25 protein-coding genes are annotated in these 23,747 nt (G+C 70.7%); 16 read left to right on the forward strand and 9 right to left on the reverse strand.

Annotated elements, in window-relative coordinates; genetic code table 11:
- The first annotated feature begins 2 nt into the window (after nt 1-2).
- Both H4W80_RS03910 and H4W80_RS03915 read left to right on the forward strand, forming a co-directional pair.
- Nucleotides 3-1,193 carry a serine hydrolase domain-containing protein gene (locus tag H4W80_RS03910; RefSeq protein WP_192783805.1) on the forward strand — a complete coding sequence of 397 codons (1,191 nt, stop codon included), beginning with the start codon at nt 3-5 and terminating at the stop codon, nt 1,191-1,193.
- Nucleotides 1,194-1,608: 415 nt separating this feature from the next.
- Nucleotides 1,609-2,262, forward strand: coding sequence for a class I SAM-dependent methyltransferase (locus H4W80_RS03915; RefSeq protein ID WP_192783806.1), 654 nt, complete (start codon nt 1,609-1,611; stop codon nt 2,260-2,262).
- Here the strand turns inward: H4W80_RS03915 and H4W80_RS03920 are convergent.
- Complete coding sequence (locus tag H4W80_RS03920) at nt 2,257-3,732, reverse strand: DUF1349 domain-containing protein (protein WP_192783807.1); 1,476 nt, start codon at nt 3,730-3,732, stop codon at nt 2,257-2,259. The genes H4W80_RS03915 and H4W80_RS03920 overlap by 6 nt on opposite strands.
- 151 nt (nt 3,733-3,883) lie before the next feature.
- Here H4W80_RS03920 and H4W80_RS03925 point away from each other — a divergent pair, with 151 nt between their 5' ends.
- Nucleotides 3,884-4,546 (forward strand): response regulator transcription factor, encoded by a 663-nt coding sequence (locus H4W80_RS03925; RefSeq protein ID WP_192783808.1) that lies wholly within the window; start codon nt 3,884-3,886, stop codon nt 4,544-4,546.
- On the forward strand, nt 4,543-5,691 hold the full coding sequence (locus H4W80_RS03930; RefSeq protein ID WP_192783809.1) for a sensor histidine kinase: 1,149 nt from the start codon (nt 4,543-4,545) through the stop codon (nt 5,689-5,691). Before H4W80_RS03925 ends, H4W80_RS03930 begins: the two co-directional genes overlap by 4 nt.
- Here H4W80_RS03930 and H4W80_RS03935 read toward each other — a convergent pair.
- The 3 genes from H4W80_RS03935 to H4W80_RS03945 form a co-directional block, all read right to left on the reverse strand.
- Nucleotides 5,643-6,791, reverse strand: coding sequence for a DUF418 domain-containing protein (locus tag H4W80_RS03935; protein WP_192783810.1), 1,149 nt, complete (start codon nt 6,789-6,791; stop codon nt 5,643-5,645). The two genes, H4W80_RS03930 and H4W80_RS03935, sit on opposite strands and share 49 nt — an antisense overlap.
- 146 nt (nt 6,792-6,937) lie before the next feature.
- On the reverse strand, nt 6,938-8,689 hold the full coding sequence (locus H4W80_RS03940; protein ID WP_225963222.1) for a SpoIIE family protein phosphatase: 1,752 nt from the start codon (nt 8,687-8,689) through the stop codon (nt 6,938-6,940).
- 115 nt (nt 8,690-8,804) lie between these two features.
- Nucleotides 8,805-9,167 carry a hypothetical protein gene (locus H4W80_RS03945; RefSeq protein WP_192783811.1) on the reverse strand — a complete coding sequence of 121 codons (363 nt, stop codon included), beginning with the start codon at nt 9,165-9,167 and terminating at the stop codon, nt 8,805-8,807.
- A 297-nt stretch (nt 9,168-9,464) separates the two neighbouring features.
- Here H4W80_RS03945 and H4W80_RS03950 point away from each other — a divergent pair, with 297 nt between their 5' ends.
- Together H4W80_RS03950 and H4W80_RS03955 are read left to right on the forward strand one after the other, a co-directional pair.
- The gene (locus H4W80_RS03950; RefSeq protein WP_192793257.1) at nt 9,465-10,229 is read left to right on the forward strand and encodes a class I SAM-dependent methyltransferase; all 765 of its coding nucleotides are present in this window, start codon (nt 9,465-9,467) and stop codon (nt 10,227-10,229) included.
- Nucleotides 10,230-10,415: 186 nt separating this feature from the next.
- The gene (locus tag H4W80_RS03955; RefSeq protein WP_192783812.1) at nt 10,416-11,255 is read left to right on the forward strand and encodes a phosphotransferase enzyme family protein; all 840 of its coding nucleotides are present in this window, start codon (nt 10,416-10,418) and stop codon (nt 11,253-11,255) included.
- A 149-nt stretch (nt 11,256-11,404) separates the two neighbouring features.
- On the opposite strand, the gene H4W80_RS03960 is transcribed toward H4W80_RS03955, so the two are convergent.
- On the reverse strand, nt 11,405-12,631 hold the full coding sequence (locus tag H4W80_RS03960; protein ID WP_192783813.1) for an MFS transporter: 1,227 nt from the start codon (nt 12,629-12,631) through the stop codon (nt 11,405-11,407).
- An 87-nt stretch (nt 12,632-12,718) separates the two neighbouring features.
- The gene (locus H4W80_RS03965; protein ID WP_192783814.1) at nt 12,719-13,183 is read right to left on the reverse strand and encodes a MarR family winged helix-turn-helix transcriptional regulator; all 465 of its coding nucleotides are present in this window, start codon (nt 13,181-13,183) and stop codon (nt 12,719-12,721) included.
- 81 nt (nt 13,184-13,264) lie between these two features.
- Between H4W80_RS03965 and H4W80_RS03970 the strand changes: the two genes are divergently transcribed.
- The 9 genes from H4W80_RS03970 to H4W80_RS04010 all read left to right on the forward strand — a co-directional run bounded on the left by H4W80_RS03970 (nt 13,265) and on the right by H4W80_RS04010 (nt 20,072).
- A complete protein-coding gene (locus tag H4W80_RS03970) occupies nt 13,265-13,645 on the forward strand; it encodes an ester cyclase (protein ID WP_192783815.1) in 381 nt (126 codons plus the stop codon).
- A complete protein-coding gene (locus tag H4W80_RS03975) occupies nt 13,642-13,809 on the forward strand; it encodes a hypothetical protein (RefSeq protein ID WP_192783816.1) in 168 nt (55 codons plus the stop codon). The genes H4W80_RS03970 and H4W80_RS03975 overlap by 4 nt, the downstream gene beginning before the upstream one ends.
- A gap of 61 nt (nt 13,810-13,870) precedes the next feature.
- Nucleotides 13,871-14,254 carry a hypothetical protein gene (locus H4W80_RS03980; RefSeq protein WP_192783817.1) on the forward strand — a complete coding sequence of 128 codons (384 nt, stop codon included), beginning with the start codon at nt 13,871-13,873 and terminating at the stop codon, nt 14,252-14,254.
- A gap of 277 nt (nt 14,255-14,531) precedes the next feature.
- Nucleotides 14,532-15,341 (forward strand): rod shape-determining protein, encoded by an 810-nt coding sequence (locus H4W80_RS03985; protein ID WP_192783818.1) that lies wholly within the window; start codon nt 14,532-14,534, stop codon nt 15,339-15,341.
- Nucleotides 15,342-15,372: 31 nt separating this feature from the next.
- On the forward strand, nt 15,373-15,714 hold the full coding sequence (locus tag H4W80_RS03990; RefSeq protein WP_192783819.1) for a TraR/DksA family transcriptional regulator: 342 nt from the start codon (nt 15,373-15,375) through the stop codon (nt 15,712-15,714).
- A 53-nt stretch (nt 15,715-15,767) separates the two neighbouring features.
- Entirely contained in the window at nt 15,768-17,315 is a 1,548-nt protein-coding gene (locus tag H4W80_RS03995; RefSeq protein WP_192783820.1) for a PucR family transcriptional regulator, read from the forward strand.
- A gap of 120 nt (nt 17,316-17,435) precedes the next feature.
- Complete coding sequence (locus tag H4W80_RS04000) at nt 17,436-18,680, forward strand: NAD(P)/FAD-dependent oxidoreductase (protein ID WP_192783821.1); 1,245 nt, start codon at nt 17,436-17,438, stop codon at nt 18,678-18,680.
- A 146-nt stretch (nt 18,681-18,826) separates the two neighbouring features.
- A complete protein-coding gene (locus H4W80_RS04005; RefSeq protein WP_192783822.1) occupies nt 18,827-19,162 on the forward strand; it encodes a hypothetical protein in 336 nt (111 codons plus the stop codon).
- Between the two features lie 406 nt (nt 19,163-19,568).
- The gene (locus tag H4W80_RS04010; RefSeq protein ID WP_192783823.1) at nt 19,569-20,072 is read left to right on the forward strand and encodes an inclusion body family protein; all 504 of its coding nucleotides are present in this window, start codon (nt 19,569-19,571) and stop codon (nt 20,070-20,072) included.
- An 81-nt stretch (nt 20,073-20,153) separates the two neighbouring features.
- Here H4W80_RS04010 and H4W80_RS04015 read toward each other — a convergent pair whose 3' ends face one another.
- Together H4W80_RS04015 and H4W80_RS04020 are read right to left on the reverse strand one after the other, a co-directional pair.
- Entirely contained in the window at nt 20,154-20,306 is a 153-nt protein-coding gene (locus H4W80_RS04015) for a hypothetical protein (protein WP_192783824.1), read from the reverse strand.
- Nucleotides 20,307-20,384: 78 nt separating this feature from the next.
- Nucleotides 20,385-21,428 (reverse strand): FAD-binding oxidoreductase, encoded by a 1,044-nt coding sequence (locus H4W80_RS04020; RefSeq protein WP_192783825.1) that lies wholly within the window; start codon nt 21,426-21,428, stop codon nt 20,385-20,387.
- Nucleotides 21,429-21,638: 210 nt separating this feature from the next.
- Between H4W80_RS04020 and H4W80_RS04025 the strand changes: the two genes are divergently transcribed.
- Entirely contained in the window at nt 21,639-22,388 is a 750-nt protein-coding gene (locus H4W80_RS04025) for a neutral zinc metallopeptidase (RefSeq protein WP_192783826.1), read from the forward strand.
- Nucleotides 22,389-22,635: 247 nt separating this feature from the next.
- Here H4W80_RS04025 and H4W80_RS04030 read toward each other — a convergent pair whose 3' ends face one another.
- The gene (locus tag H4W80_RS04030) at nt 22,636-23,736 is read right to left on the reverse strand and encodes a hypothetical protein (RefSeq protein ID WP_192783827.1); all 1,101 of its coding nucleotides are present in this window, start codon (nt 23,734-23,736) and stop codon (nt 22,636-22,638) included.
- Nucleotides 23,737-23,747 lie beyond the last annotated feature (11 nt).

Consider the following 23,747-nt stretch of genomic DNA (forward strand, 5'->3'; position numbering starts at 1 on the left):
GCATGCCCGAGATCGGCGGAGACACCGCACCGGGATTCGAAGCAGTACGCGAGGCGTTCGCGGCCGACCTGGCCGCCGCGCCGGGAACAGGCGCCGCGGTCAGCGTCTACCTGCACGGCCGTAAGGTCGTCGACCTGTGGGGCGGGATCGCCGACCCCGGCACCGGCCGCCCCTGGGAGCGCGACACCCTGCAGCTCGTCTACTCCACCACCAAGGCCGTCACGGCCGCCTGCGCCCTTCTGCTGTCCCAGCGGGGCGAGCTGGACCTGGACGCGCCCGTGGCGGAGTGCTGGCCGGAGTTCGCGGCCAACGGCAAGGACCGCATCCCGGTCCGCTGGCTGCTCACCCACCAGGCCGGGCTGCCCGCGATCGACCACCCGATCACCCCTGATGAGGCGATCGCCTGGGAGCCCATGGTGACCGCGCTGGCGGCCCAGCGCCCGTACTGGGAGCCCGGCACGGATCACGGCTACCACGGGCTCACCTACGGCTGGCTCGTCGGAGAGGTCGTCCGCCGGGTGTCCGGCCGGAGCCTGGGCACCTTCCTCGCGGACGAGATCGCCGGCCCGCTCGGGCTGGACCTGTGGATCGGGCTGCCGGAGACCGAGCGGCACCGGGTCAGCCGCATCATCGAGACCCCGCCCGACTTCCAGGCCATGGCCCGGATCGACCTGGACGCCCTTCCCGAACCCATGCGCGAGATCATGGCCGCCTTCGCCGACCCCGCGTCGCTGACCAGGCGCTCCCTCGCCGTCGTCACGCCTCCGCTGGACCACAACAGACCGGAGGAGCAGGCCGCCGAGATGCCCGCCACCAACGGCATCTGCACGGCCCGCGCGCTGGCCCGCTTCTACGCCGCGCTCATCGGCGAGGTGGACGGGCACCGCATTCTCGCCCCCAGCACCCTGACCGCCGCGACCGCGGAACAGGTCAGTGGCATCGACCGCATCCTGCGCGTGCCCGTCCGCATCGGCACCGGTTTCGGCCTCCCGACACCGGACGCGTTCTGGTACTCCCCGACCGCCTTCGGATTCCCCGGCCGCGGCGGCTCGCTCGGTTTCGCCGATCCGGCGACCGGCCTCGCGTTCGGATACGTCATGAACCACCTCCTGGAAGGCGTGCCGGACCTGAGGGCCGCGAACCTTCTCGCCGCGGTCCAGAAGGCCATGGACGCCGGAGCGGCCCACTCTTGATGATCTGACCGCCCTCCGGCAAGTGATCGTCAAGCGTTCTCCAACCACGGTCTCTTACGTTCTGGGCATGCCTAACGTTGGTTTGATCGAGATCATCGTCGCGTTCATCATCCCCATGGCGATTCTCTGGGTCGTCATCTACACCGCCGTACGGGCGGCGATCCGCCACAGCAGGTGACCCTGCCCGGGCGGCGGCGTGGCCGCGCTGCGCGAGATCGAGGGGGAGTGAGGAGCCGATGACCTCTCCCGCCGGGCGGGTTGTGGACGGGGGAGCCGGCGGTCGGCTTGAGCGAGCCTTCCGACGAGGATCGTGAAGCCGAGCACGCCGTCGGCCGGATCCACCCCACGCTGACCGGCCGGTAGGCGTGCTCGCTCATTTGACTTCAAGCGCACTTGAAGTCGTTGACTGGCGATCATGCAGACAGCAGGTACCTCTCTCAAGCAACGCGCGCTCAGAAGACTGGTGCGCCAGGCCCATCACCCCCGGGGCGTCGTCGGATGGGCGATCGGCCAGATGTTCGCTCATCGCCCCTCCAACCGGCAGCGCAACATCTGGGCGGTGAAGCTGCTGGACGTGCGCCCCACCGACCGGGTGCTGGAGATCGGCTTCGGTCCCGGCGTCGCCATCGCCGAGTTCGCCCGCCGCGCCACCCGGGGCCACGTCTTCGGCGTCGACCACTCGCAGGCCATGCTCCGGCAGGCCGCCCGCCGCAACGCCGCCGCCGTCCGCGCGAACCGCGTCCACCTCACGCGCGCCTCCGTGGAGGAGCTGCCGGACTTCGGCGATCCGCTCGATGCCATCCTCGCCGTCAACTCCGTGGGGTTCTGGCCCGACCCGGTGGCGCGGCTTCGTGAGCTGCGCCACCTGCTCCGCCCCGCGGGACGCATCGCGCTCGTCAGCCAGCCGCGCTGCCCCGGCGCCACCCGGGACACCACCGTCCGGGCCGCCCAAGAGCTCCAGGACCTGCTCACCCTGGCGGGCTTCACCCATTTCCGGGTCGAAACCCTCGAACTCGACCCGCCCGTCGCCTGTGTGCTGGCCGAGAATCCGACCGGCACGCCGTCATGACCGCCGACGTCCGGCGGCGATCGCCGCACCGAGGGCGATGGCCGCATAGCCGCAGGTCACGGCCAGCCCTGCCCACGGCGGGAGCGGGTAGTAGCCCCCGAGCAGTGACGGGTCCACGTCCACGTGCGCGAACGTCGGGACGCTCTGCGTGATCGCGAACCCGGCGGCCGGGGTGATCATCAGCAGCCATGGCGCCAGGCCCGCGGTAGCCAGCAGGTAGGGCACGACGACCAGCGCGATGGCCAGCCCGATGGCGACGACGGCCCGCTTGACCAGCGCGGCCAGGCCCAGAGCCAGTACGGCGGCGGCCGCGGTCAGCGCCGCGTAGCCGGCGATCACCCGCAGCTCGGTCTGCAGGGTGATCGGCTGGATCGGGTTCTGGTTGGCGCGCAACATCGCCAGGCCGGCAGGAATCACGACCCCTGAGGTCACCAGCCCCGTCACGAACGCGACCGCGCCGATCACCACGGCCTTGGCCGCCAGCAGTGCGACCGGCGGGCTCGTCCCGAACAGCCCGCGCCGGCGGTCCGCCGTGACGAACGTGACCGCCCCCACGAGCACCGGGATCAGCCCTATGGCCCCGCCGATCAGCATGAGGTCGGCGCGCAGACCGCCCTCCACCGTGGCGGGCCCGATGTCACCGCCGCCGGTCACGATGAGCTTGTCGCCGGACTCGACGACCCCGCCCGGGTGATGCGGGGTCCTGCCGTCGGACTCCAGGGAGACGCCGACGTCGTCGCGGCGCCACGAACCGTTCGCGCCCTGCACCGTGATCCGGTCGAACGTGGCCGTGGCCTGGGCGAAGGCCTTCGCCATGTCCCACAGGGCGCCCGGCGAGGTGGCGAACAGCCCGATCTCGACCGTCTCCGGCAGCCCGGTCAGCTCGACCGTGCTGACCTCGGTCCACGTCTTGCCGTCGTCCGACTCGTAGCCGGTGACGGTGTCGCCCGACCTGGTCAGCCGCAGCCACTGCGGGCCGTTGTGGGGGCCGCCGGGGACGTCGTGGGTGTAGTTGTACTGCATCCGCACGCCGTGTGCCCCGGTGAGCATGACGGCCGCGTACGGTGTGCCCTGCTGGAGGCTCTGCCTGACGAGGAGCCCGGCCTTCGCCCACGGCACCACTCCCTCCTGGACGTTGCGCACCCCGGGTACGGCGTCCGGCAGCCGGACCTGCCCGGTCATGTCCGATACGCGGGCGGTGATGCTGCCGTTCCCCTTGAGCGGCTGGTGCACGAAGTAGTACTTGTCTCTCACCGCCGTGCCATCGGGTCCCACCAGCGGCGCGGGGCAGGGCCCTTCGCCCTTCCCGGTCACGCAGGTGGTGCGGGCGCCCCCGGCGACCAGCAGTCCGAGCGACACGGTGACCAGCACGGAGGCCGCCATGGCGAGCGCCCAGCCGCGCGCGCTCCGGAACCTGGTCCACTCCGCGCGCAGCAACTGAGGAAAACGATCATGCCCGAATGAACTCATGCCGACGGTTGTACGCGGCACCCGGTCCCAGCCGGGTCGCAGCCGCTGCGACCTGGCTGGAACCGGGGATCTGGCATCGTTGAGCCATGGCACCTCGACCCGCCGGCCGGTCCGGCCGCTGCGCCCGCACGTCCACCGGCGGTGAGCGGCGGTGAGGGTCCTCGTCGTCGAAGACTTCGAGGTCCTCGCCCGCTCCATCGGAACGGGGCTGCGCCGCGAGGGCATGGCCGTCGACGTCGTCCTGGACGGGACCGAGGCCCTCGACCGCCTGGCCGCCACCCGCTACGACGTGGTGGTCCTCGACCGGGACCTGCCCGGCGTCCACGGGGACGAGATCTGCCGGCGGCTGGCCCACGGCCGCTGTGAGACCCGCGTACTGATGCTCACCGCCTCCGGCACGATCGAGGACCGCGTCGACGGGCTCAGCCTCGGGGCCGACGACTACCTGCCCAAGCCGTTCGCGTTCGCCGAGCTGGTCGCCCGCGTCCGTGCCCTGGCCCGCCGCGCCACCCCGCCGCTGCCGCCCACCCTGGCCTGCGGCGACATCACCCTCGATCCGGCCCGCCGCAGCGCGTTCCGGGCCGGCCGGCGGCTCGAGCTGAGCCCCAGGGAGTTCGCCCTGCTCGAATGCCTGCTCGCCGTGCCCGGCGTGGTCATCTCCGCCGAGGAACTGCTCGAACGCGTCTGGGACGAGGCCGCCGACCCCTTCAGCAGCGCCGTCAAGCACACCATGCACCGGCTACGGGCCAAGCTCGGCGACCCGCCCGTGATCGAGACCGTCCGCGAAGGCGGCTACCGCATCGGACCGTCATGACCTCCCCGCAACTCGCCAGAAGATCCCTGCAGACGCGGCTCGCGCTCGCCTACGCGGCGGGCATCTACGCCGCCGGGGTCTTCGTGCTCATACTCGTCGACGTGCCGCTCGTCGGCATCCACGCGGCCAAGCCCGTGGACGGCCCCTCACCGGGCGTGATCACCGGGACCGGGTCCGGGATCGGCCTGCCCCAGCTCCTCATGGGATCCGCCGTCGCCCTGGTCATCCTCATCCCCGTGGCCCTGGCTCTCGGCTGGTACGTCGCCGGCCGGTTCCTGCACCCGCTGCGCGCGATCACCGCCACCGCCAGGGTCATCTCCGCCGGAAACCTCCACCGGCGCCTCGACCTCGGCGAGCCCATGGACGAGCTGACCGAACTCGGCCACACCCTCGACGACCTGTTCGCCCGCCTGCAAGCGTCCTTCGACGCCCAGCGGCACTTCGTCGCCAACGCCTCCCACGAGCTGCGCACCCCCCTGGCCGGCCTGCGTACCCTCCTCGAAGTCGCCCTCGCCGACCCCGATGCCGACGCCGGCAGCCTGCGCGCGGCCTGCGAGGAGGCCCTCGCTCTCGGCGGACACCAGGAACGGCTCGTCGAAGCGCTGCTCGCCCTGGCCACCAGCGAGCGCGGCGTCACCCGCTGGGACACCCTCGACCTCGCCCACGTGGTCGGAGGCGTGCTCGCCTCCCGCCGCCACCTGGCGGCAGAGGCGGGCGTCGACCTGGCCGAACACCTCACCCCCGCGGTGACGGCCGGGGACCCGAGACTGATCGAGAGCCTCGTCGCCAACCTCATCGACAACGCCGTCCGCCACAACCACGCGGGCGGGCACGTGAAGGTCACCGCTGAGACCTCCGGCGAGGAAGTGGTCCTCACGGTCGCCAACAGCGGCCCGGTCATCCCCGGCGACCAGCTCCAGCGCCTCTTCCAGCCCTTCCAGAAACTGGCGCCCGATCGAAACGGCCGGGGCGACGGCTACGGTCTCGGCCTCGCCATCGTCAACGCCGTCGCCGAGGCTCACCACGCCACCCTCACGGCCGGCGCCCGCCCCGAAGGCGGCTTGGCCGTCACCGTGCGGTTCGCGTCTGCGGCTCATCAGGCCCAGTTGGTGACGCGGCGCAGGACGTACTCGACCGGTCCGTAGCGGTGCGTACGTAGCCAGCGCGCGCTCAGCCAGAGCAGGACCGTGTAGATCACCAGGGCCACGCCCATCACGGCGAGCGGCGACAGCTTGCCCGCCAGCGCCAGGCCGTACCCGGTGAAGACCAGGCAGCACAGCACCGACTGCCCGACATAGTTGGAGGCCGCCACCCGGCCCGCGGGGGACAGCGCGCGCCCGGCGGCGGGGAAGCGCCGGATCACCCGCAGCAGGGTCACCACGTACGCGGCGGCCAGCAGGATCGAGGTCACTGTGGACACCGTCGCGCCGGCCAGCTCCCACGTGCCTCCCGCGCCGGCCGTCAGCGCGAGCAGGATCCCGCCGGGCAGGCCGAGGCCGAAGCCGATCCACTGGATGCGCGGCGCGAGATGCCACCACCGCTCGGTCTCCTCCAGCAGCCTGGCCTTGCCCGCTGCCAGCCCGAACAGGAACATGGCCAGCGCCATCGGCCCCTGGAAGATCCAGACCATCGCGACGAGCGGCGGGTAGAGCTCCAGTTGCAGGGTCAGCACGTCGAGCGGGCTGCCGGTGGCCAGGGCCAGCGTGCGGGCCGCCGCCGCGACGTCGGCCACCGGGGCCTGGCCGGCCGCCGGGTCGAGGGTGGACAGCCACGCCAGGCCGGCCCACAGCAGGGCCAGCACGCCGACGATGACCGATCCGGTCACGACGGCGGTCTTCGGCCTGATGCCGCGCAGCGCGAGCAGGAGCAGGCCGAGCATGGCGTACAGGGTGAGGATGTCCCCGATCCACAGCAGGATCCCGTGCGCCAGGCCGATCACGAACAGGCCCAGGCACCTGCGCAGCGTCCTGGCCCGCACGCTCGCGCCCGCCCGCTCCGCCGAGCGCATCTGCAGCGTGAACGAGTAGCCGAACAGGAACGAGAAGATGATGTAGAACTTGGTCAGCACGAGGGCGGTGATGACCGTGGCCACGGGCCCGTCGGGGATGGGCATGGTGCCGTTGATCGCGTAGCCGGGGTCGGCGAAGAAGCCGATGTTGGCCACCAGGATGCCCGCGAGCGCGAAACCGCGCACCACGTCGATCTCGTGGACCCGGCCGGCGAGCGGCGTGCGCACTTGTGTCATGGGCCTGAAGCTACGGACGGCGTGCCCGCGCGGGCATCCGACCTTGGTCTGTCTCCGGGCGACTAAAGCAGCACGGGGAGGGGCACGGCATGCCCTGCGCGTTCTCCGCGTGCTCGTGACAGGCGGCGGTCCCGGAGGATCCGGTCTCAGGGGTGGGCCGGGATGCGCACCGTGAGCAGGGCGACGTCGTCGTCGTTGTCCGTGGGGCGGACGCGGTCGATGAGGACGTCGCCCAGCAAGGTGACGGGCCGGTGGGCCATCGAGGCGGCGTGCCGGGCCAGCCGGGACATCCCTTCGTCCAGCGTCCGGGTCGGCGACTCGATCAGGCCGTCGGTGTAGAGCACCAGCGTGGACAGAGGCGGCAGGTCGGCGGTGGCGTCGGCGCGGACGGTGGGGATGCCGGTGCCCAGGAGCAGGTCCTGCCCCTCCTCCAGGTAGCGCGTCCGCCCGTCCCGCTCCACCAGCAGCGGTGGCGGGTGGCCCGCGTTGGTCCAGCGCAGCAGCCATCCGCCGTCGTCGCGGCGCTCCAGCCGGGCGAGGACGGCGGTGGCCATCGTGGTCTGCGCCATGCGGGCCACCGCCTGGTCCAGCCGGTCCACGATGACGCTGGGCGGATCCTCGCTCGCGCCGGCGTAGGCGCGCAGCATGTTGCAGACCTGCGCCATGCCGGCGGCGGCGTCCAGGTCGTGGCCGACCACGTCGCCGATCACCAGGGCGGTGGCGCCGTCGGGCAGGACGAAGGAGTCGTACCAGTCGCCGCCGACCTGCGAGGCGCGGGGCGCGGGCCGGTAGGAGGCGTTCATCTCCAGCCCGGGCACCGACGGCAGATGGGGGAGCAGGTGGCGCTGCATGGTCTCGGCGACCCGCCGTTGCCGCTCGTACAGGCGGGCGTTGTCCAGCGCCAGGCCGGCCCGGCGGGCGATGTCCTCCACCAGCAGCAGGTCGGCGGTCGTGAACGCCGCCGGCTGCCCGGAACGTCCCAGCGTCAGGGCCCCGACCACGTCCCGCACCCCGCGGATCGGCGCGATGCACGCCGAATGCATGCCCGTCACCCGGAACAGCTCCTGCTGGGCGACGGCGATGCCCGAGTCGGGATGCCCATGGTAGGTCTCCGGGGTCACGAGCGTGGCGGTGACTCCGCGCAGCGCCCGCGACAGGGGCATCGGCGACTCCTGGGGAACGGGCGGCATCGGCCCCTCCAGGTCGTCCCGGTACGTCAGGAGACCGTCCTCGAAGTGGACGACGGAGGCGCGCGACACCCCGCCGTCCTCGGTGAGCAGGTCGATCACCACCCAGTCCGCCAGCAGCGGCAGGACCAGGCGTACGAGCTGGCGCAGCGTCTCGTCCACGTCCAGGCTGGAGGTGAGCGTCGTGGTCGTCTCCGCGAGCAGGGCCAGCCGGTCGAGCTGCGACATCGAGGCCGCGGCGCCGTCCGCCTCATGCGGGGCGGGCGTGGGGGACGGGGTCTCGTGGAAGATCACCAGCGCTCCCGTCCCGCCCTCGTCGAGCCGGCAGGGGGTGACCATCCAGGAGACCCGCATCAGCAGGCCGTCGCCGCGCTCGAACCATTCCCCTTCGCCCTGCGCGCTGCCGCCCACGATGAGGGGCCGGCGCATCGCGCACCGGCTGCGCGGCAGGGTCTCGCCGTACTTGCCGCGGTGCAGCAGGTCATGGGCGTCCCGGCCCAGCAACTCCTCGGCGGGGCGGCCCAGCAGCTGTTCGGCCTGGGCGGCGACCTCCACGATCCGCCCGCGGTCATCCACCACGTACGCTCCCGCGTCGGAAAGGTCGGGCAGGCGGCCCAGCCGCGCGCCGTCCACCGCCCATGATGCCCCGGTATCGCCGGCTGGCACGTTCATGGACGGCGCTTCCTCCCGGGTGCCCGTGACCTGTTTCATCACAAGCAGCCTAGAGGAACGCGGCATATGCCCAGGAAACGCTGTCACTCGCCGCCCGGCCCCAGGCATGGGCCGGCCCCGGCCGACGGGCGACCGGGGCCAGGCGAGCCGGATGTCAGTCGGCGCAGATGGCGAAGACGCTGATGCCGACGTCGTTGTAGCCGTCCTGGCGGCCTATGCCGATCCAGCCGCGGCCGTCATCGGTGGGGAACGACCCGACCAGGATCGCCCTGTTGCCGCGGGCCTCGGCGCCGCCGCCGAGGACCCTCTTGCTGCCGGGGCAGAAGAGCGTGCGGCGTTGGAAGTTGGGGACGTTGGCGTTGGGCAGGGTGACGAGCTGGTAGCCGGATGGCAGAGCCGATGGGCGGGCGGCCGCCGGGGCCGGTGCGGACGCCTGGCTGGCGACGGCGGTCGCCGTCAGGCACGCCCCCGCCGTGAGGACGGTGAGGGGGATGGTCAGGAACCACTTCGACTGCATCGTTCTCCTTCTGTCCTGCCCCTGACGGCCACGACTCCGGGCAGCACGGCACGCCGGCGAATGCGCGCACTGAGAGTGGTGGTCTGATCACGGAGGGCAAAGGTGCTGACACGATGAGTATCGACTCTATTACTCACCGTGTCCATACGTATCTGTGTTCGGAGGGCCTCACCCCCGGGCGCTCAAGTCTCGTACTTCGCGCACGCACACTGCGGCTGCGGCACCGCCCACGACGGTGTGCGCTCAGCCATGGCCAACGGGCTGTATGTCTGCGCAATCCGTGAGGGGTGGGCCAAAATGGCCCGCATGCCTACCATGCCCGAAGATCACGTTGAGACCGCACATCCCTCCCCCTTCAACGCCTACGACATGATCGCCGAGGGGTACGCGGCCGAGAACGAGACGAGCCTCGCGAACGCGTACTACGAGCGGCCCGCGATGCTGGAGCTCGCCGGGGACGTGACCGGCCGGCGGATCCTCGACGCCGGCTGCGGCTCGGGTCCCCTGTTCGCCGCGCTGCGTGATCGAGGTGCCATTGTGACCGGCATCGACGCGAGTGCCGGGATGCTGGAGCTGGCCCGCCGGCGGCTGGGCGCCGACGCGGATCTGCGGGTCGCCGACCTGGGTAGCCCGCTGCCCTTTCCCGACGGCGCGTTCGACGACGTCATCGCGTCCCTGGTGCTGCACTACCTGGAAGACTGGGGACCGACGCTGGCCGAGCTGCGACGCGTGCTGAGGCCTGGCGGACGCCTCCTCGTCTCGGTCGATCATCCTTTCGTGATCACCCTCATGCGTCGCATGGCCGGGGAAAAGGCCAGCTATTTCGGAATCCGTAACCGGACCGAAGAATGGACCATGGGTGGGCAGACTGCCCAGATGAGCTTCTGGGACCGGCCGCTGCACGCGATGACCGAAGCCTTCACCGCGGCTGGCTTTCGCATCAGCGTCATCAGCGAACCGCCGTTCGTGCCGGAAGCCCGCGAACTGTTCCCCGAGGAGTTCCGCGAGATCACCGGCACGAGGTTCCTGAGCTTCCTGTTCTTCGTTCTGGAAGCCAACTAGCGGCGTCTCGTCACGATCGGCTGTGGTGACCCAGCATTTCAGGGGGTGATTCCCGCCATCTGGAGCGCTCAGCCACATGATCACGGGCCTATGACGGAAGCCGGCGCCGCAGCCTTGGTACGGTGCCTGGGTGGCACCGCTGGGAGAGTGCGGCGGCAGCGTTCAAGGGAGAGGGGTCAGGCCACGATGCAGGCGTCAGAGGTCGCGCGGGCGGTGGCCGCGGCCACGTCGATCGCCTCGTCACTCGCCCTGACGTTCGACGACGCGATCGTTCTTCATGACTCGAACAAGCTCACTCTGCGCCTGCTGCCGTGTGACGTCCTGGCCCGGGTGGCACCTGTAGGGCAGCAGGTCGCACAGTTCGAAGTCGATCTTGCTCAGCGGCTCGCCGAGTCGGGGTGCCCTGTGGCCGCTCTCGAGCCTCGAGTGGAACCGCGCGTCCATGAACGTGACGGTTTCGTGGTCACGCTGTGGACTTACTACGAACCCGTGACACCTCACGAGGTCTCACCGGCCGGCTACGCCGACGCGCTCGAGCGGCTGCACGCCGGCATGCGCGGGCTCGATGTCCCGACACCGCACTTCACGGATCGGGTCGAGCAGGCTCAGCGACTCGTGGCGAACCGCGACCGCACTCCGGCGCTCGCCGACGCGGACCGGGAGCTGCTCGGCGACACGTTACGAAGCCTGAGACGGGCGATCGGCGAGCGCGGCGGCGCCGAGCAGCTGCTGCACGGCGAGCCGCACCCGGGCAACGTGCTCGCCACGAAGAACGGGCCGCTGTTCATAGACTTTGAGACGTGTTGCCGCGGGCCCGTCGAATTCGACCTCGCCCACGCGCCCGAAGAAGTCGGCGAAAACTATCCGGGTGTCGATCAGGAGTTGCTGCGCCAGTGCCGGATCCTCGTACTGGCGATGATCACATCGTGGCGCTGGGATCGAGGCGATCAACTCCCGAACGGGCGCCAGTTGGGCCGAGAGTGGCTCAGTCAGATCCGAGCGGCGCTCGATCGCGAAAAGCTGTAGTGGGTGGCGGCATCCCCGGGGACGGTTCGCCACCGGCGCCCGTGATCAGCCGCTGTAGGAGATCCAGCCGTATTCGTACTGAGTCCAGCCGTTCTCGTCCCCGCTGAGCGCGGATCCGCCTGTTCGGTGATCCACTCTCGCCGAACAGCTCAGTCGTCGTGGGCGATGAGCATGAGCTGCCGCCACAGCAGCACCACGAACACCGCGGAACCGGCGAAGGCGAACCAGAAGGGCGCCGCGACACCGAAGCGGGTGGCCAGGACACCGCCGATCAGCGAGCCGACCACCAGACCGGCGTAGACGCAGATGGCATTGACGCTGCCCACCCGGCCCTGGAGCTCGCGCGGGACCGCGCGCTGGCGGACGGTGACCGAGGTCGTGCCCCAGATGAACGCGTGCGCGCCGAAGGCCAGGAAGATGCCTCCGGCGACCCACGGCGAATGGGTCAGTGCCAGGCCCAGGTGGGTGAACGTCTCGATGACGAGTCCGATCCGCATCAGGGCGCCCAGGCTCACCTTGCTGGTGATGGCCCCGTACAGGCCGGTGCCGATCAGGCCGCCGATCCCGCCGATGGTGGTCATCAGGCCGAAGCCCATGGCGCCGAGGCCGAGCTGCTCCTGGGTGTAGAGGACGAGAACCGACCAGGCCGCGCCGAACGTGAAGTTGAAGATCAGGATGGTGAGCGCCAGCGTGCGGACCGCCGCGTGCTGGATGGTCCAGCTGAACCCGGCGATGAGCTCCCGTACGGTGTTCGGCCTCGGATCGTCGTCCTGCCGGCCGTGCGGTGGCAGCGTGATCCGGGAGACCAGGACGATCCCCGCCATCACGAGGAGCAGCTGGCTCGCGAACGGCCAGGTCAACCCCAGGCCGAACAGTGCCGCGCCGATCGGCGGCCCGGCGAGCTGGTTGAGCGTGATGAATCCCGTGCCCAGCCGGGCGTTGGCGATGACGAGATCGTCCTTGCCGACCATCATGGGCGTCAGCGTGGCCGTCGCGTTGTCGGCGAAGACCTCGGCGATGGACCGGAGCGTGAGCGCCACCAGCGCCGTCGCCACGGTCACGGTGCCGGTCACCATGAGGGTGACGAGGGCCGCCAACACCACGGCCCGTACGGCGTTCGCGACGAGCACGATCCTGCGCCGGTTGTGGCGATCCGACAGCACGCCCGCGTACAGGCTGAACATCAGCGGCGGCGCCCAGCCCACCAGGGCCGACAGTGAGATCATCAGCGGATCGCGGGTCAACGTCGCGATCAGCAGGGGGCCCGCGGCGGCCGCGACCCCGTCACCGAGATTTGTCAGCCAGCTCGAGGCCAGCAACCACCGGAATCCTGTCCCTAGCCGGGCGGGCAGGACTCGCTCCACGACTGCGATCACGAGCGCAAAACCATACGTTGCGAGGGTTTTCACGGCAACGCGTTTTTTGCGTCGCGGCAGGCGCGTCACCAGGGGAGGAGACCGATGTCACTCGGCGCGCATGCGCCCGACCTCTGACTGGAAGACCTCCTCCGTCCTGCCCAGGAAATCGGCGATCAGCTCCAGCTGCTCGTCGGTGTAGCCGTCCAGCGCGCCGCGCCACGCCCGTACGAACGGGGCGAACACCGGGCCGATCACCTGCGCGGCCTCCTGGATCTGGAGCGTCACCACGACCTTGCGGCGGTCGACGCTGTCGCGCTCGCGCCGTACGTATCCCACCGCCTCCAGCCGGTCGATCACCCCGGTGACGGACGCGGTCGTGATGCCCGCCCGCCTGGCCAGCTCGCTCGCCGTCAGCGGGCCGTCGCTGAGCAGGTTGAGGCAGTGCAGGTCGGTGGTGTTGACGCCGATCCGCTCCGCGGCGCCCTGGCTCATCGCCACCGACAGCGCGTTGGTACGGCGCAGCGCGTCGAGCAACTGCGTCACGAGCTCGGCACGCCTTGACATCGCCATCCAAACTCCTTAGCGTCCCAAGTGTTTAGGAAAACTAGAGATATGGTTCTCTAGCAACTAGCCTATCGGAAGGACGGCACCATGAAGGATGTCATCAGGCGCTTCTACGACGAGGTGCTCAACGCCGGCGACCTCGACGTCGCCGACGAGATCGTCGGCCCCGGCTTCGCGCCCCGGGGCGGCGGGGCCGCCGGCCCCGAAGCGCTCAGACAGATCGCCCGCTACCTGCGCTCGGCGCTGCCCGACCTGCGCTTCGACATCGAGGACCTGATCGCCGAAGGCGACCGGGTGGCCAGCCGGTGGACGTTACGGGGCACGCACACGGGAGACTTCTTCGGGTTCCCGCCCACCGGCAAGCCGCTGGAGGTGCGCGCCTGCGTCATCTTCCGCATGGAGAACGGCAAGGTGGCCGAGATCTGGCCGGTCATCGACTCCGGCTCCCTCGCGACCGCGAGGGGATGACCTGGTATTTCGGTGGCATGCGCCGCCACAAGAAGGCGCTGGGCCGGCTCCCGCCCCAGGCGCACGAGCCCCGGCCCCGCCGAAGGCATCGCCGGATGCGCGAAATCCTGGCGACGGTCGACCGGCTGCCGCTCCCGGACCGCGAGGGCGGCAGCGGCGGCTGATCGCGCACGCCGGCGATCGCCGGGCATGCCTTTTCTGGTGGTGTGGGCTATGGTCGGCCCTATGACGGGACCGTGGAGAACACCACAAGGGTCCATCGCGTTCATCGGCGTGATGGTCCTGGTCCTGCTGTCCCTGGTGGCACTGTCGCTGTCGCTGACCAGCGCTTCGGGCAGAGCGAGCGGCCCCGTCGTGCAGGGGGCGGTCTCCGGCCCGGTGTGGAGCCCGGGCGGAGGGGACGCCGACCTGTCCAGCCTGCCGCCGCAGGCGAGTGGCGTCCGCGAGCACCACGTACTGTCCCTGTGGCCACCGCTGCGCGGCGAGCGCCGCGCCGAGCTCGCCCATCTGGCGCTGCTCCCGTCACCGGGCTCGGACGCGGACACGCTCCGCGACCCTCAGCAGCTGGCGCACCGCACCGCGGGATCGCGCAGCCCGCCGCTCACCTAGCCGACGTCTTCCCCGTCAGGCTCTGCGGCCACACGCGCCGCAGAGCCTGACCGTACGCCGACGCGCGCCGCGGAGCCTGACCGCGCGCTGTGGAATCTGACCGCGCGCCCACGCCCGGACCGTTCGCACCCGCGTGCCGTCGCGCCTGGAGACGTCTGACGACCGTCCCTGCGGCAGGAGAAGCGACAAGGATCGCCTCCCCATGCCGCCTTTCCCTCGTCGTCAGCTAGGAGCTGATCATCGTCATGCCGTTTGTTGCATCCGTGCGCGTCCATCCATGGCCGGCGCGCTTGCGCGGGCCCAGCCCGGCGGCACGTGGGAGCGCGGGATGAGCCCGACGCGGCGCGTGGTGGCGCTCGACCTGGGCACCGCGCGTACCCGATCGCTGGCCCTGAGCGGGCACGCCATCGCCGACCGGCCGTCGGTGATCACGGGGCGAGCCTCCGGCGTGGCGGAGGTGGTGCGGCCCATCCGGCACGGCATGGTGGCCGACCCGGGCGCCTGCCTTCGGCTGGTGCGCCTGGTGTTGCGGGACATCCGGCACTACGACGGCCGGCCGCCGGCGCTGGTCCTGACCGGGGTGCCGATCGCGGCGTCGCCGAGCGATCGCCGGGCGGTCCACGCCGCGGTGTCCGAGATCGCCGGGTGCGAGGTGACGCTGGTGGAGGAGCCGCTGGCCGCCGCCGTCGGCGCGGGCCTGGACGTCCTCGATCCCCGGCCCTGCCTGGTGCTGGACGTGGGGGCGGGCATCGTCGAGGCCGTGGCCATCGGTGGCGGGGCCGCCGTCGACGCGGTCTCCCTCCAGCTCGGCGCCACCACCGCCGCGGGGCTGCCGCCGTACGCGCTGGAGAGCGTCGTCGACATGACGGCGGGCCTGCTGCGCCGCCTGCCGACGGCCTCGCGCTCCCGGGGCTTGGTGGTCACCGGCGGCGGCGCTCGTCAGGAGCAGCTGCTGAGCCGCCTGCGCGCCGCGCTGCGGCTGCCGATCGACGTGGCGCCCCAGCCGCAGCACGCCACCATCCGCGGCCTGATGCGCCTGTGCCTGCAGCCGGCTCTGGCCGACGGCCTCGGCCTGCGCGCCCGCTGACGTATTCCCTTCCCAGAAAGGACCTTCCATCATGACCGACAACCACGAGACCACCCACCTCAGCAGCGTGCAGCTCCAGTCGCTGCGCCAGGACCTGCAGGAGCAGCTGGAGCAGCGCAGGCGGCACCTGGACGGGCTGCGGGTGCAGGAGCAGGAGGGCAGCGGCGCCGACGGCACGTGGCAGGAGCTGGTCATCTCGATCACCGCCGCCGAGCGCGCCGTCGCCGAGCTGTCCCAGGCCTACGACAGGCTGGTGGCGGGCACCTACGGCCGCTGCGCCGCCTGCCAGGCGGCCATCCCGTTCGAACGGCTCAAGGTCCGGCCGCTGGCCCGCAACTGCATCGACTGCCAGCGGCGGCACGAGGCCGCCTGACACCGCGAGAGGGAGCGGGGCGCCCGCTCCCTCTCGCCGACCGGAGTTTGAACATGATCACATTGGACCGCCTGGTGAACGTGCTCGGCGGGTACGGCGTGCGGCTGTGCGGCCGTCCCGAGGCACGTTCGGCCTGGCTGCGCAGCGTGGCGATGCCCGATGCCACCGGTCGCCACGCCGCCGGCGACCTGCTCCTGGCCGTCGGCACCGCCTCGATCGCCGAGGCGGTGCGGTGGGCCGCCGCGTCCCGGGCCACGGCGGTCCTGGTCCGCCCGGCCGGCAGCGGCGCGGAGGTCGAGCGGGACGCCGCCGAGCTCGGCGACCGGCACGGGGTGGCCGTCCTGCTGGCCGACCCCGCCGTGTCGTGGAGCCAGCTCGCCGGCGTGGTGTACGGGCTGGTGCTGGAGAGCCGTGAGACCGCCTCCGGGCGTGGCCCGACCGACCTGTTCGCGCTGGCCGACAGCCTGGCCGACGTCATCGGCGGGGCGGTGACCATCGAGGACCGGCACTCGCGGGTGCTGGCCTACTCCCGCTCCCAGCAGGCGGGCGACCCGGCGCGGTTGGAGACCATCCTCGCCCGGCGCGTCCCCGACCGGCTGCGCGAGCTGTTCCAGCAGAGGGGGGTGTTCGCCCGGCTGGCCGCGGCGGACGAGCCGGTGTTCGTGCCCGCCGATGCCGAGCACGGCCTGACCGGGCGGATGGCGGTGGCGGCGCGGGCCGGCCGCGAGCTGCTCGGCTGGGTGTGGGTGACCTGCGAACGCCCGTTGACCGGCGCTCATCTCCGCGCGCTGGCGGACGGCGCGCGCACCGTCGCCCTGCACCTGCTGCGGTCGCGGGCCAGCGCCGACCTGGAGCGGCAGGTGGAGTCGGACCTGGTCATCCGGCTGCTGGAGGGCAGCTCCGACGCCGAGACGGTGATCAGCCGGCTGGGGCTGTCGCCGCAGCCGATGCGGGTCATCGCCGTACGCGCGCACACCCCTGATCGCCACGCCGCGCTGCTGCTGGCCTTCGAGCAGGCGACCACCGGTTTCGGCTGGTCCAGGCCCGGCCGCAGCGCGCTGCTCGGCGACACGCTCTACACCATCCTGCTGGCCGAGCAGGCCGACGCGGCCCGGCAGTGGATCACGGCCCTCCACCGCGAACTGCCCGCTCAGGTACGCGTCGTGGCCGGGATCGGCGCACCCGCCGAGGTCGCCGAACTGCCCGCCGCCCGCCAGGAGGCCGACGAGTGCCTGGCGCTGCACGAGAGCGCCGGGCCCGGCGCCGTCCCGCCCGCCTACGACGAGTCCTGGGACGACATCCTGCTGCGGCGGCTGCGGGCGGCGGCGCGTACCGGCCGGACTCCGGCCCGCGGGCCGGTGAGCACGCTGATGCGGCACGACACCGGTCACGGCACCCGCTTCGTGGCCACGTTGCGGGCCTGGCTGATGAGCCAGGGCGACCTGGCCCTGGCCGCCGAGCAGCTCGGAGTGCATCCCAACACCGTGCGCAACCGGCTGCGCAAGATGGACGAGCTCGTTCCGCTGGACCTGAACGACGGTCGCAAGCGTCTCGCCATGATCATCATGCTGGCCGCCGTCGAGGACGAGCCCCGCCACTGAGGCGTTGTGCCGGATCGACAACGGCCGCGCCGCGATTGTCGCCCGCCCACAACGCCGCAGGCCGCCGCCGGGGCCATGCTGACTGCGACACCCCGTCATTCGTCCCGTTGGAGGTTGGGCATGGGCGGCAACTGGCCGCGATCGGTGATCGTGGTGGGCGCGGGCATCGTGGGCCTGTCGACCGCATGGTTCCTGCAGGAGCGCGGCGTCCAGGTGGACGTGGTGGACCGCGGGGGAGTGGCGGCCGGCGCGTCCTGGGGCAACGCCGGATGGGTCGCGCCGGGCCTGGCCATCCCCCTGAACGAACCGGCCGTCCTGCGCTACGGCCTGCTCTCCCTGCTGAACCCGGCCGCGCCGCTCCACGTGCCCGCGAGCCTCGACCCGGGCCTGTGGAAATTCCTGGCCCGCTTCGCCGCCAACAGCCACTGGCGGTCCTGGACCCGGGCCGCGCGCGCCAACGTGCCGCTCAACGACGAATGCATCGAGGCTTACGAGGTGCTCGCCGCCGACGGCGTGTCCGCCCCGGTCGTCGCGGCGCCGATCACGGCCGCGTTCCGCACGTCGCGCGAGGCCCAGGGGCTGCTGCGCGAGCTGCGCAGGCTCCAGGCGGTCGGGCAGCGGGTCGACCACACCGTGCTGGACGGCGACGGGCTCATCGAGCACGCCCCGCTGGCCGGTGACGCGCTGGGGGCGGGGGTACGGATCGACGGCCAGCGCTACGTCGACCCGGGCGCCTTCGTCCACGCTCTGGGCAGGGCCGTCATGCGGCGCGGCGCGACCGTGTACGCCGTCGAGGTCGACGACGTGCGTACCGACGACCGGAAGGTGATCGTCCGCTCGGCCAAGGGCACCGTCCTGTCCGCCGACGCGGTGGTGCTCGCCACCGGCGCGTGGCTGCCCCGTCTGGCCCGGCAGTGGGGCGTACGCGTCCCGGTTCGGGCGGGCCGCGGCTACTCCTTCACCGTGCCGGTCGACCACCCCGTTCCGGGCCCTCTCTACCTGCCCGACGTACGGGTGGCGTGCACGCCGTACCGGGGCGGGCTGCGGGTGGCGGGCACCATGGAGTTCCGGGACCCGGACGCCCCGCAGGTGCCCGCCCGGCTGGAGGCCATCATCGCCTCCGCCCGTCCGCTGCTGCGGGGCGTGCGCTGGGAGGAGCGGACCGACGTCTGGGTGGGGCCCCGCCCCGTCACCCCGGACGGACGGCCGCTCATCGGCGCGACGGTGGCGCCCACCGTCTACGTGGCGGGCGGGCACGGCATGTGGGGCCTGGCCCACGGCCCGATCACGGGGCGGCTGCTGGCCGAACAGATCACCACCGGCAAGCAGCCCGCCGCCCTGGCCGACTTCGACCCGCTCCGCTGATCCGGACAGCCTATTGCATAGGAAGCTTTCCTATTTAATACTTCGATCAATGCAGCGTATCGCGGCGCGCGATGCTCCATCGCGCTCCTGCTGCACGTGCCGCCGTGCCCCCACCGGCTCGGCGACTTACCCCCCCGGAGGTCCTCGTGACTCGTCGTGTCCCTGCCCTCCTCACCGCCATGCTCGCCGGGTTCGGCGCGCTGTCCATCTCCGCCGCGCCGGCGCGGGCGGCAGTCGTGGAGGTGACCTACAGCCCGGTCTCACTCGGCGATTACTGCTCCGCCAAGGTCAACTCCTCCTCCACCATCGGCTTCTACAACGGCAGCCTGAGCTGCTACCGCTGGAGCAGCGGCGGCTCCGGCATGACCTACACCGGTAGCGGCAGCGCCTCCGCCGCGTGCGCCTACTTCAACCCCGCCTACACCTACCTCGGCTCTGCCCAGGGCGCCAGCCAGGCGCTGATCTGCAGGTACTCGGTCTGACCCACACCGGTGCCGCCCTTCGCCGGCCGGCCGCCGCGCGGGCGAGCTTCGCCCGCGCGGTCATCGCCGGCACCGCGCGGGTCTCGTCCCGCACTGCCGGGGCGCGAGCGGCCTCCCCGCCCATCCGCCCCCCAAGGGGCCCGCGACAGGTGAACATTCCGGTAATGCTGGCCTGTCCTGGCTGCCACATCCGGCCGGGACAAAATGCGCTCCTCTCATCCTCCAGGGACGTATTCCGGCTGCTCATCGTCTCGTTGTGAAGCGTTACGGGATAATGCGATTTTGTTCGGGTTACATTATGCAGCCTTGACGGCACACAACGTCAAAGATCAGGGTGGAGGCATTCGCCCGGCGCAGTCCGGGCCACGGTCTGTTTTCGTCAGATACGACAGGGGGGAATTTCTGCATGTCGGAATTCATCAACGTCCTCATCGCCATCGACGCGGAAACCATTCTCGAAAGGTTCGGCAAGAACACCGATCCGGACCGGCCGACGTCGATCCCCGACAGCAGCAACCTGATCTACATGACCACCCGCCAGAATCAGCTCGGGGGCGCTCCGGGCAGCGAGTTGACCATCAACGCCTCTCCCATGGACATCATCAGGTGGCGGGAGACGACGCTGTCGCTGAACTCCGAGTACACCGGCATCCTCTACCGGTTCAACACCCTCGCCGGAAAGGAGCTGATCAGCACCCCCGCACCGAGGTCGGTGGTTCTCAGTGAGCCGCAACCGAACAGCCAGGACCCGTTGAATCCCACCACCCAGAAAATCAGCAGCTACTACTGGGAGTGTGAGGTCCTGGACACGGGGACGGTCACCTACAACTTCAGCTTCATGATTCTCAACCACAAGGGCGAGAAACAGGGTTACTACTGCTGGGACCCCTTCATCAATATCCAGCCCTGACGGCGGGCCCTCCGGCCGTCCTCCTGGGCGGATGACGGCCGGAGGGATCCCTCCGCCGCCTTGGTCAGCACGTCGGAGTGCTCAGCGAGGCACGAAGCCGCGGTAGACGATGCGCCGGCGCCGGAGCACCGGCCACTGCCGGTCCTTGATGCCGCCCAGCGCGAGGGCGATCACCGCGCCGGTGAGGAAGGTGCCCACGATGACGCTCATGACCAACATGAAGGCGATCTCCACGATAATCCCCTTGTCAACAGTTGAAATCTGAACTTGATGGCGTGAACAGCGCCCTTCCCTGCTCTATTCCGTGAGGTCTCACTCGTGATCGTCGTCAACGTGCACCAGCTCGGCGTCCGGGGCATGCATGAGGGGCTGCGAGTGCTCGCCGAACAGCCTGGCCGCCGGCTCGCCGCGGCTGCCGACGTCCACCTTGGCGAAGATCGCCTTGAGGTGGTCGCGCACGGTGTGGGGGCGACAGGTGCAGCCGGGTCGCGATCTCCGCGCGCCCGGGGCCAGCTCCCCGCCCAGGTGGCGTGCCTCGATCGTCAGCAGCTCGTCGGTGGCCTGCCGGTCCAGCTGCGCCACCACTTCGACCGCCACCAGGCTCCGCCCGCGGAAAGCTTGCGGGATGTCCTCCAGCGGCGGGAAGCGGAGCAGCCGGCCGGGTGAGATGACCGAGTCGGGGACGGCGGCGGTCCAGTCGCGCCACCGGCTCAGGACGGCCTCGGCCCGCTCGATCGGCCAGTACATCGCCCCCGCGTGCACCCTAGTGAGGGGGAACAGGGCGAACTCCAGCTCGGTGACCAACGCGAATCTGCCTCCGCCGCCGCGGAGCGCCCGGAACAGGTCCGGCTCGCGTGCGGCGTCCACGCGTAACGTGCGGCCGTCGGCGGTCACGACCGTGGCCGCGGTCACGTGGTTTGCCGCCGGTCCGTGGGAGCGGGCGAACCAGGACAGGCCACCGCCCAGCGTGTAGCCGACCGCGCCGACGTCGGCCGCGGACCAGGACAGGCCGATCAGGCCGTACTGGGCGGCGGCCGCGGTGACCTCCGCCCACACCACACCGGCGCCCACCCGGGCCAACCGCAGGTCGGGATCGATGTGCACGCGCGCCAGCTCGAAGGTGCGCAGCAGGATCGTGCCGTCCAGCGGGCCGAGCGGGGCGGCGTTGTGCCCGCTGCCCTGTGGGACCACCCGCAGCCCTGCCGTACGGGCCGCTTCCAGGGTGGTGGCCACATCGCAGGCCGTACGGGCAAGCACGACCGCGGCCGGACCCTGGTCGACGGCCAGTTGCCAGGCCGAGCGGGCGGCGTCCCGGCCCGGATCGCCGGGGAGGATCAGTGCTTTTCGAAGGGTCAATGACCCGAACGAGGGTGCCGGACGGCGCGATCCACTCCCATCCCGCACGTCGGGCACTTGAGGGATGCGCTCATCTCGATGATCTACTTTGTAAAGGGCGATGGCTCATGAAAATTCTTAGGACCTCAAAGCAAAAAGCGCGGGCTTCGCCCGCCCACTCCCACAACCAAGTGTTGACCAGTCATCTACGGGGCCCTATTCTCGCCCATCGTGAAGTTCTTCAAGATCGCGGCGCTTGCCTGTGCCCTCATCACCCCGTTAGCCGGAACGGCGTCCGCGAACGCCTCGGTATTTCCGGTGAAAAACTCTGTCCTCACCAAGAACGCGCTGTACGAGGCGGGCCCGCTGCCGCCGACGAGATGTGACGAGCTGCCGGTTGAGCCGTACAACGCCGGGCAGGCTCGCGCCTACATTGACGAGGTCATCCGCTGTCTGGAGAACACGTGGGGGCCGTATCTGAAAAAGGCCGGCCTGCCCTATGAGCCGGTCAAAGTTCGGTACGTGAAGCGCCTGCCCAAGAACTACTGCGGCTCCGACGAGGAGAGCAGCCGGGACTCCGAGGCGTGGTATTGCGACTGGGATCGCACGCTGTCCTTCAAACTCGGCTCTTCCTGGCTTGCGTCCCCGTCCGATCTCCTGCTCTTCAACGAGGCTGCGCTGATGTACGGCTATCACGTGCAGAAGCTGACGGGCCTTTACGACGCCGGCGAAGACCTCAGGGCCGGGAGCAAGGCCGAGCATCACGAGCAGCTGCGGCGCATGTATCTGCAGGTCGAATGTCTGGGTGGCGTCTTCATTCAGAGTGTCTGGCCGCTCAGGGGCAGGACCACCGAGGATTGGAACAAGGTCCTGGGGTATGTCCTGGACGACAACGTCAAGCATTGGATCCGGGCCGGTTTCCGTACCGGTGATCCGGGTTCCTGCAACACCTGGTCGGCGCCTTCGTCGAAGGTGGCTTAGAGCTGTCGATGCTCTCCAGAGCGTCGCGGCGCTCCAGCGGGACCCGGGGCAGGGGTTTCGGAGACGCCGTCCGGTACTCCGGAAGGCTCGCGGTAGGTGCGGTGGCCGGTTCGTGTCACGGTCAGGGCGGGCGTGGACAGCACGATGGGAGTGCCGGTGCTGTCCACGAGCGTGGCCGGGGCCGGGCGGATCAGCGGAGAGTCGTGGCGCCGTCGGTCTCGGTCTGATCGGTCGGCTGTGGGGCCGGCTACTTGAAGGCGAGGTGGAGCTGGGTCATGGTGTTCTCGACGCGGTTCTTGTCGCCGACGACCACGTAGGTCTCGTAGTTGACCTTGTCTCCTCTGTCCAGGGCGCCGCGGGGGCTGGTGACCTGGATGGTGTTCTCGGCGAAGTGGCCGTTGTAGTCCATGGGCGGGCGGGTCATCGTGTAGTAGTAGGCCTTGCCGCGGAGGACTTCGGGCTTGACGTACATGCCGAGGCAGTAGCGGTCGTCGTCCGTGCAACGGACCATGGGGTCCTTGCTGGTGTGGGAGTCCGCGGGCTTGGGGGAGAGGCGGCCGGTGGCGGGGCTGTAGGAGAAGACCTTGGTGAAGTCCGGCTGGAGGTAGGCGACGAGGACGCCGCTGAAGTAGTCGTGTCGTTCGTCGTCCGAGGTGATGGTGGCGGCGGCGCGGAAGACGTTCTCGAGTGCCGGTATGTCGTGGTCGGGTGCGAGTTCGATCTGGGTCTGCAGCCAGTAGGGTGACAGGCCCATGGTGAACGGGGAGCGCTTGTCCTGGTGGTCGGCGCTGCGGCAGTTGCCCCAGCCTGGTTTCGTGTCCGCGAGGGTGACGAACATCGCGGGCCTTCCCGCTGTGCGGATGGAGCTGCCGGACCTGGCCATGGTGTAGAGCGCGCTGGTGCTGGGGCCGTGGTAGGGGGGCGGCTGGTTTTCGTCGTCGAGGCGGGTGCCGGCCTGGGTGGGGTTGTAGCATTCGGTGGCGGCCTCGCCTTCCTGCCAGGCGTGGAAGGCGTATTGGAAAGCGGCGCCGTGGCCGCCGCTGGAGATGAACTCCTTGTTGTTCACCTTGACGGACGCGATCGCGCCGGCCAGTGCTGTCGAGGTCGTGACTGCGAGCTTGTTGCGCTTGTCGACCAGGACGGACGCGGTGACGTCTTGGAACGTCCGGTCGTAGTTCTTCTTCGTGGCGCACTCGGACTTGTAGGTGAGCACGAAGTCGTTGTAGGTGGGGCTGCTCCGTGGCGGTGCCTCGCATGAGTTCTGTGCGGCTGTCGCTGCCACTGGGGTGACCACCGCGGTCATGACCGTGACCGCGGCCAGTGTGGCCCCCTGTCGGATGGATCTCATGAGCGGATCTA

Origin of the sequence: Nonomuraea angiospora, assembly GCF_014873145.1 — a bacterium.
Lineage (GTDB): Bacteria > Actinomycetota > Actinomycetes > Streptosporangiales > Streptosporangiaceae > Nonomuraea > Nonomuraea angiospora.

Excerpts from the sequence above, each read along its gene's own strand:
- H4W80_RS03910 (WP_192783805.1), top strand. The coding sequence starts at position 3 with ATGCCCGAGATCGGCGGAGACACCGCACCGGGATTCGAAGCAGTACGC.
- H4W80_RS03915 (WP_192783806.1), top strand. The coding sequence starts at position 1,609 with ATGCAGACAGCAGGTACCTCTCTCAAGCAACGCGCGCTCAGAAGACTG.
- H4W80_RS03920 (WP_192783807.1), bottom strand. The coding sequence starts at position 3,732 with ATGAGTTCATTCGGGCATGATCGTTTTCCTCAGTTGCTGCGCGCGGAG.
- H4W80_RS03930 (WP_192783809.1), top strand. The coding sequence starts at position 4,543 with ATGACCTCCCCGCAACTCGCCAGAAGATCCCTGCAGACGCGGCTCGCG.
- H4W80_RS03935 (WP_192783810.1), bottom strand. The coding sequence starts at position 6,791 with ATGACACAAGTGCGCACGCCGCTCGCCGGCCGGGTCCACGAGATCGAC.
- H4W80_RS03940 (WP_225963222.1), bottom strand. The coding sequence starts at position 8,689 with ATGAAACAGGTCACGGGCACCCGGGAGGAAGCGCCGTCCATGAACGTG.
- H4W80_RS03945 (WP_192783811.1), bottom strand. The coding sequence starts at position 9,167 with ATGCAGTCGAAGTGGTTCCTGACCATCCCCCTCACCGTCCTCACGGCG.
- H4W80_RS03950 (WP_192793257.1), top strand. The coding sequence starts at position 9,465 with ATGGCCCGCATGCCTACCATGCCCGAAGATCACGTTGAGACCGCACAT.
- H4W80_RS03955 (WP_192783812.1), top strand. The coding sequence starts at position 10,416 with ATGCAGGCGTCAGAGGTCGCGCGGGCGGTGGCCGCGGCCACGTCGATC.
- H4W80_RS03965 (WP_192783814.1), bottom strand. The coding sequence starts at position 13,183 with ATGGCGATGTCAAGGCGTGCCGAGCTCGTGACGCAGTTGCTCGACGCG.
- H4W80_RS03970 (WP_192783815.1), top strand. The coding sequence starts at position 13,265 with ATGAAGGATGTCATCAGGCGCTTCTACGACGAGGTGCTCAACGCCGGC.
- H4W80_RS03975 (WP_192783816.1), top strand. The coding sequence starts at position 13,642 with ATGACCTGGTATTTCGGTGGCATGCGCCGCCACAAGAAGGCGCTGGGC.
- H4W80_RS03980 (WP_192783817.1), top strand. The coding sequence starts at position 13,871 with ATGACGGGACCGTGGAGAACACCACAAGGGTCCATCGCGTTCATCGGC.
- H4W80_RS03985 (WP_192783818.1), top strand. The coding sequence starts at position 14,532 with ATGGCCGGCGCGCTTGCGCGGGCCCAGCCCGGCGGCACGTGGGAGCGC.
- H4W80_RS03990 (WP_192783819.1), top strand. The coding sequence starts at position 15,373 with ATGACCGACAACCACGAGACCACCCACCTCAGCAGCGTGCAGCTCCAG.
- H4W80_RS03995 (WP_192783820.1), top strand. The coding sequence starts at position 15,768 with ATGATCACATTGGACCGCCTGGTGAACGTGCTCGGCGGGTACGGCGTG.
- H4W80_RS04000 (WP_192783821.1), top strand. The coding sequence starts at position 17,436 with ATGGGCGGCAACTGGCCGCGATCGGTGATCGTGGTGGGCGCGGGCATC.
- H4W80_RS04010 (WP_192783823.1), top strand. The coding sequence starts at position 19,569 with ATGTCGGAATTCATCAACGTCCTCATCGCCATCGACGCGGAAACCATT.
- H4W80_RS04030 (WP_192783827.1), bottom strand. The coding sequence starts at position 23,736 with ATGAGATCCATCCGACAGGGGGCCACACTGGCCGCGGTCACGGTCATG.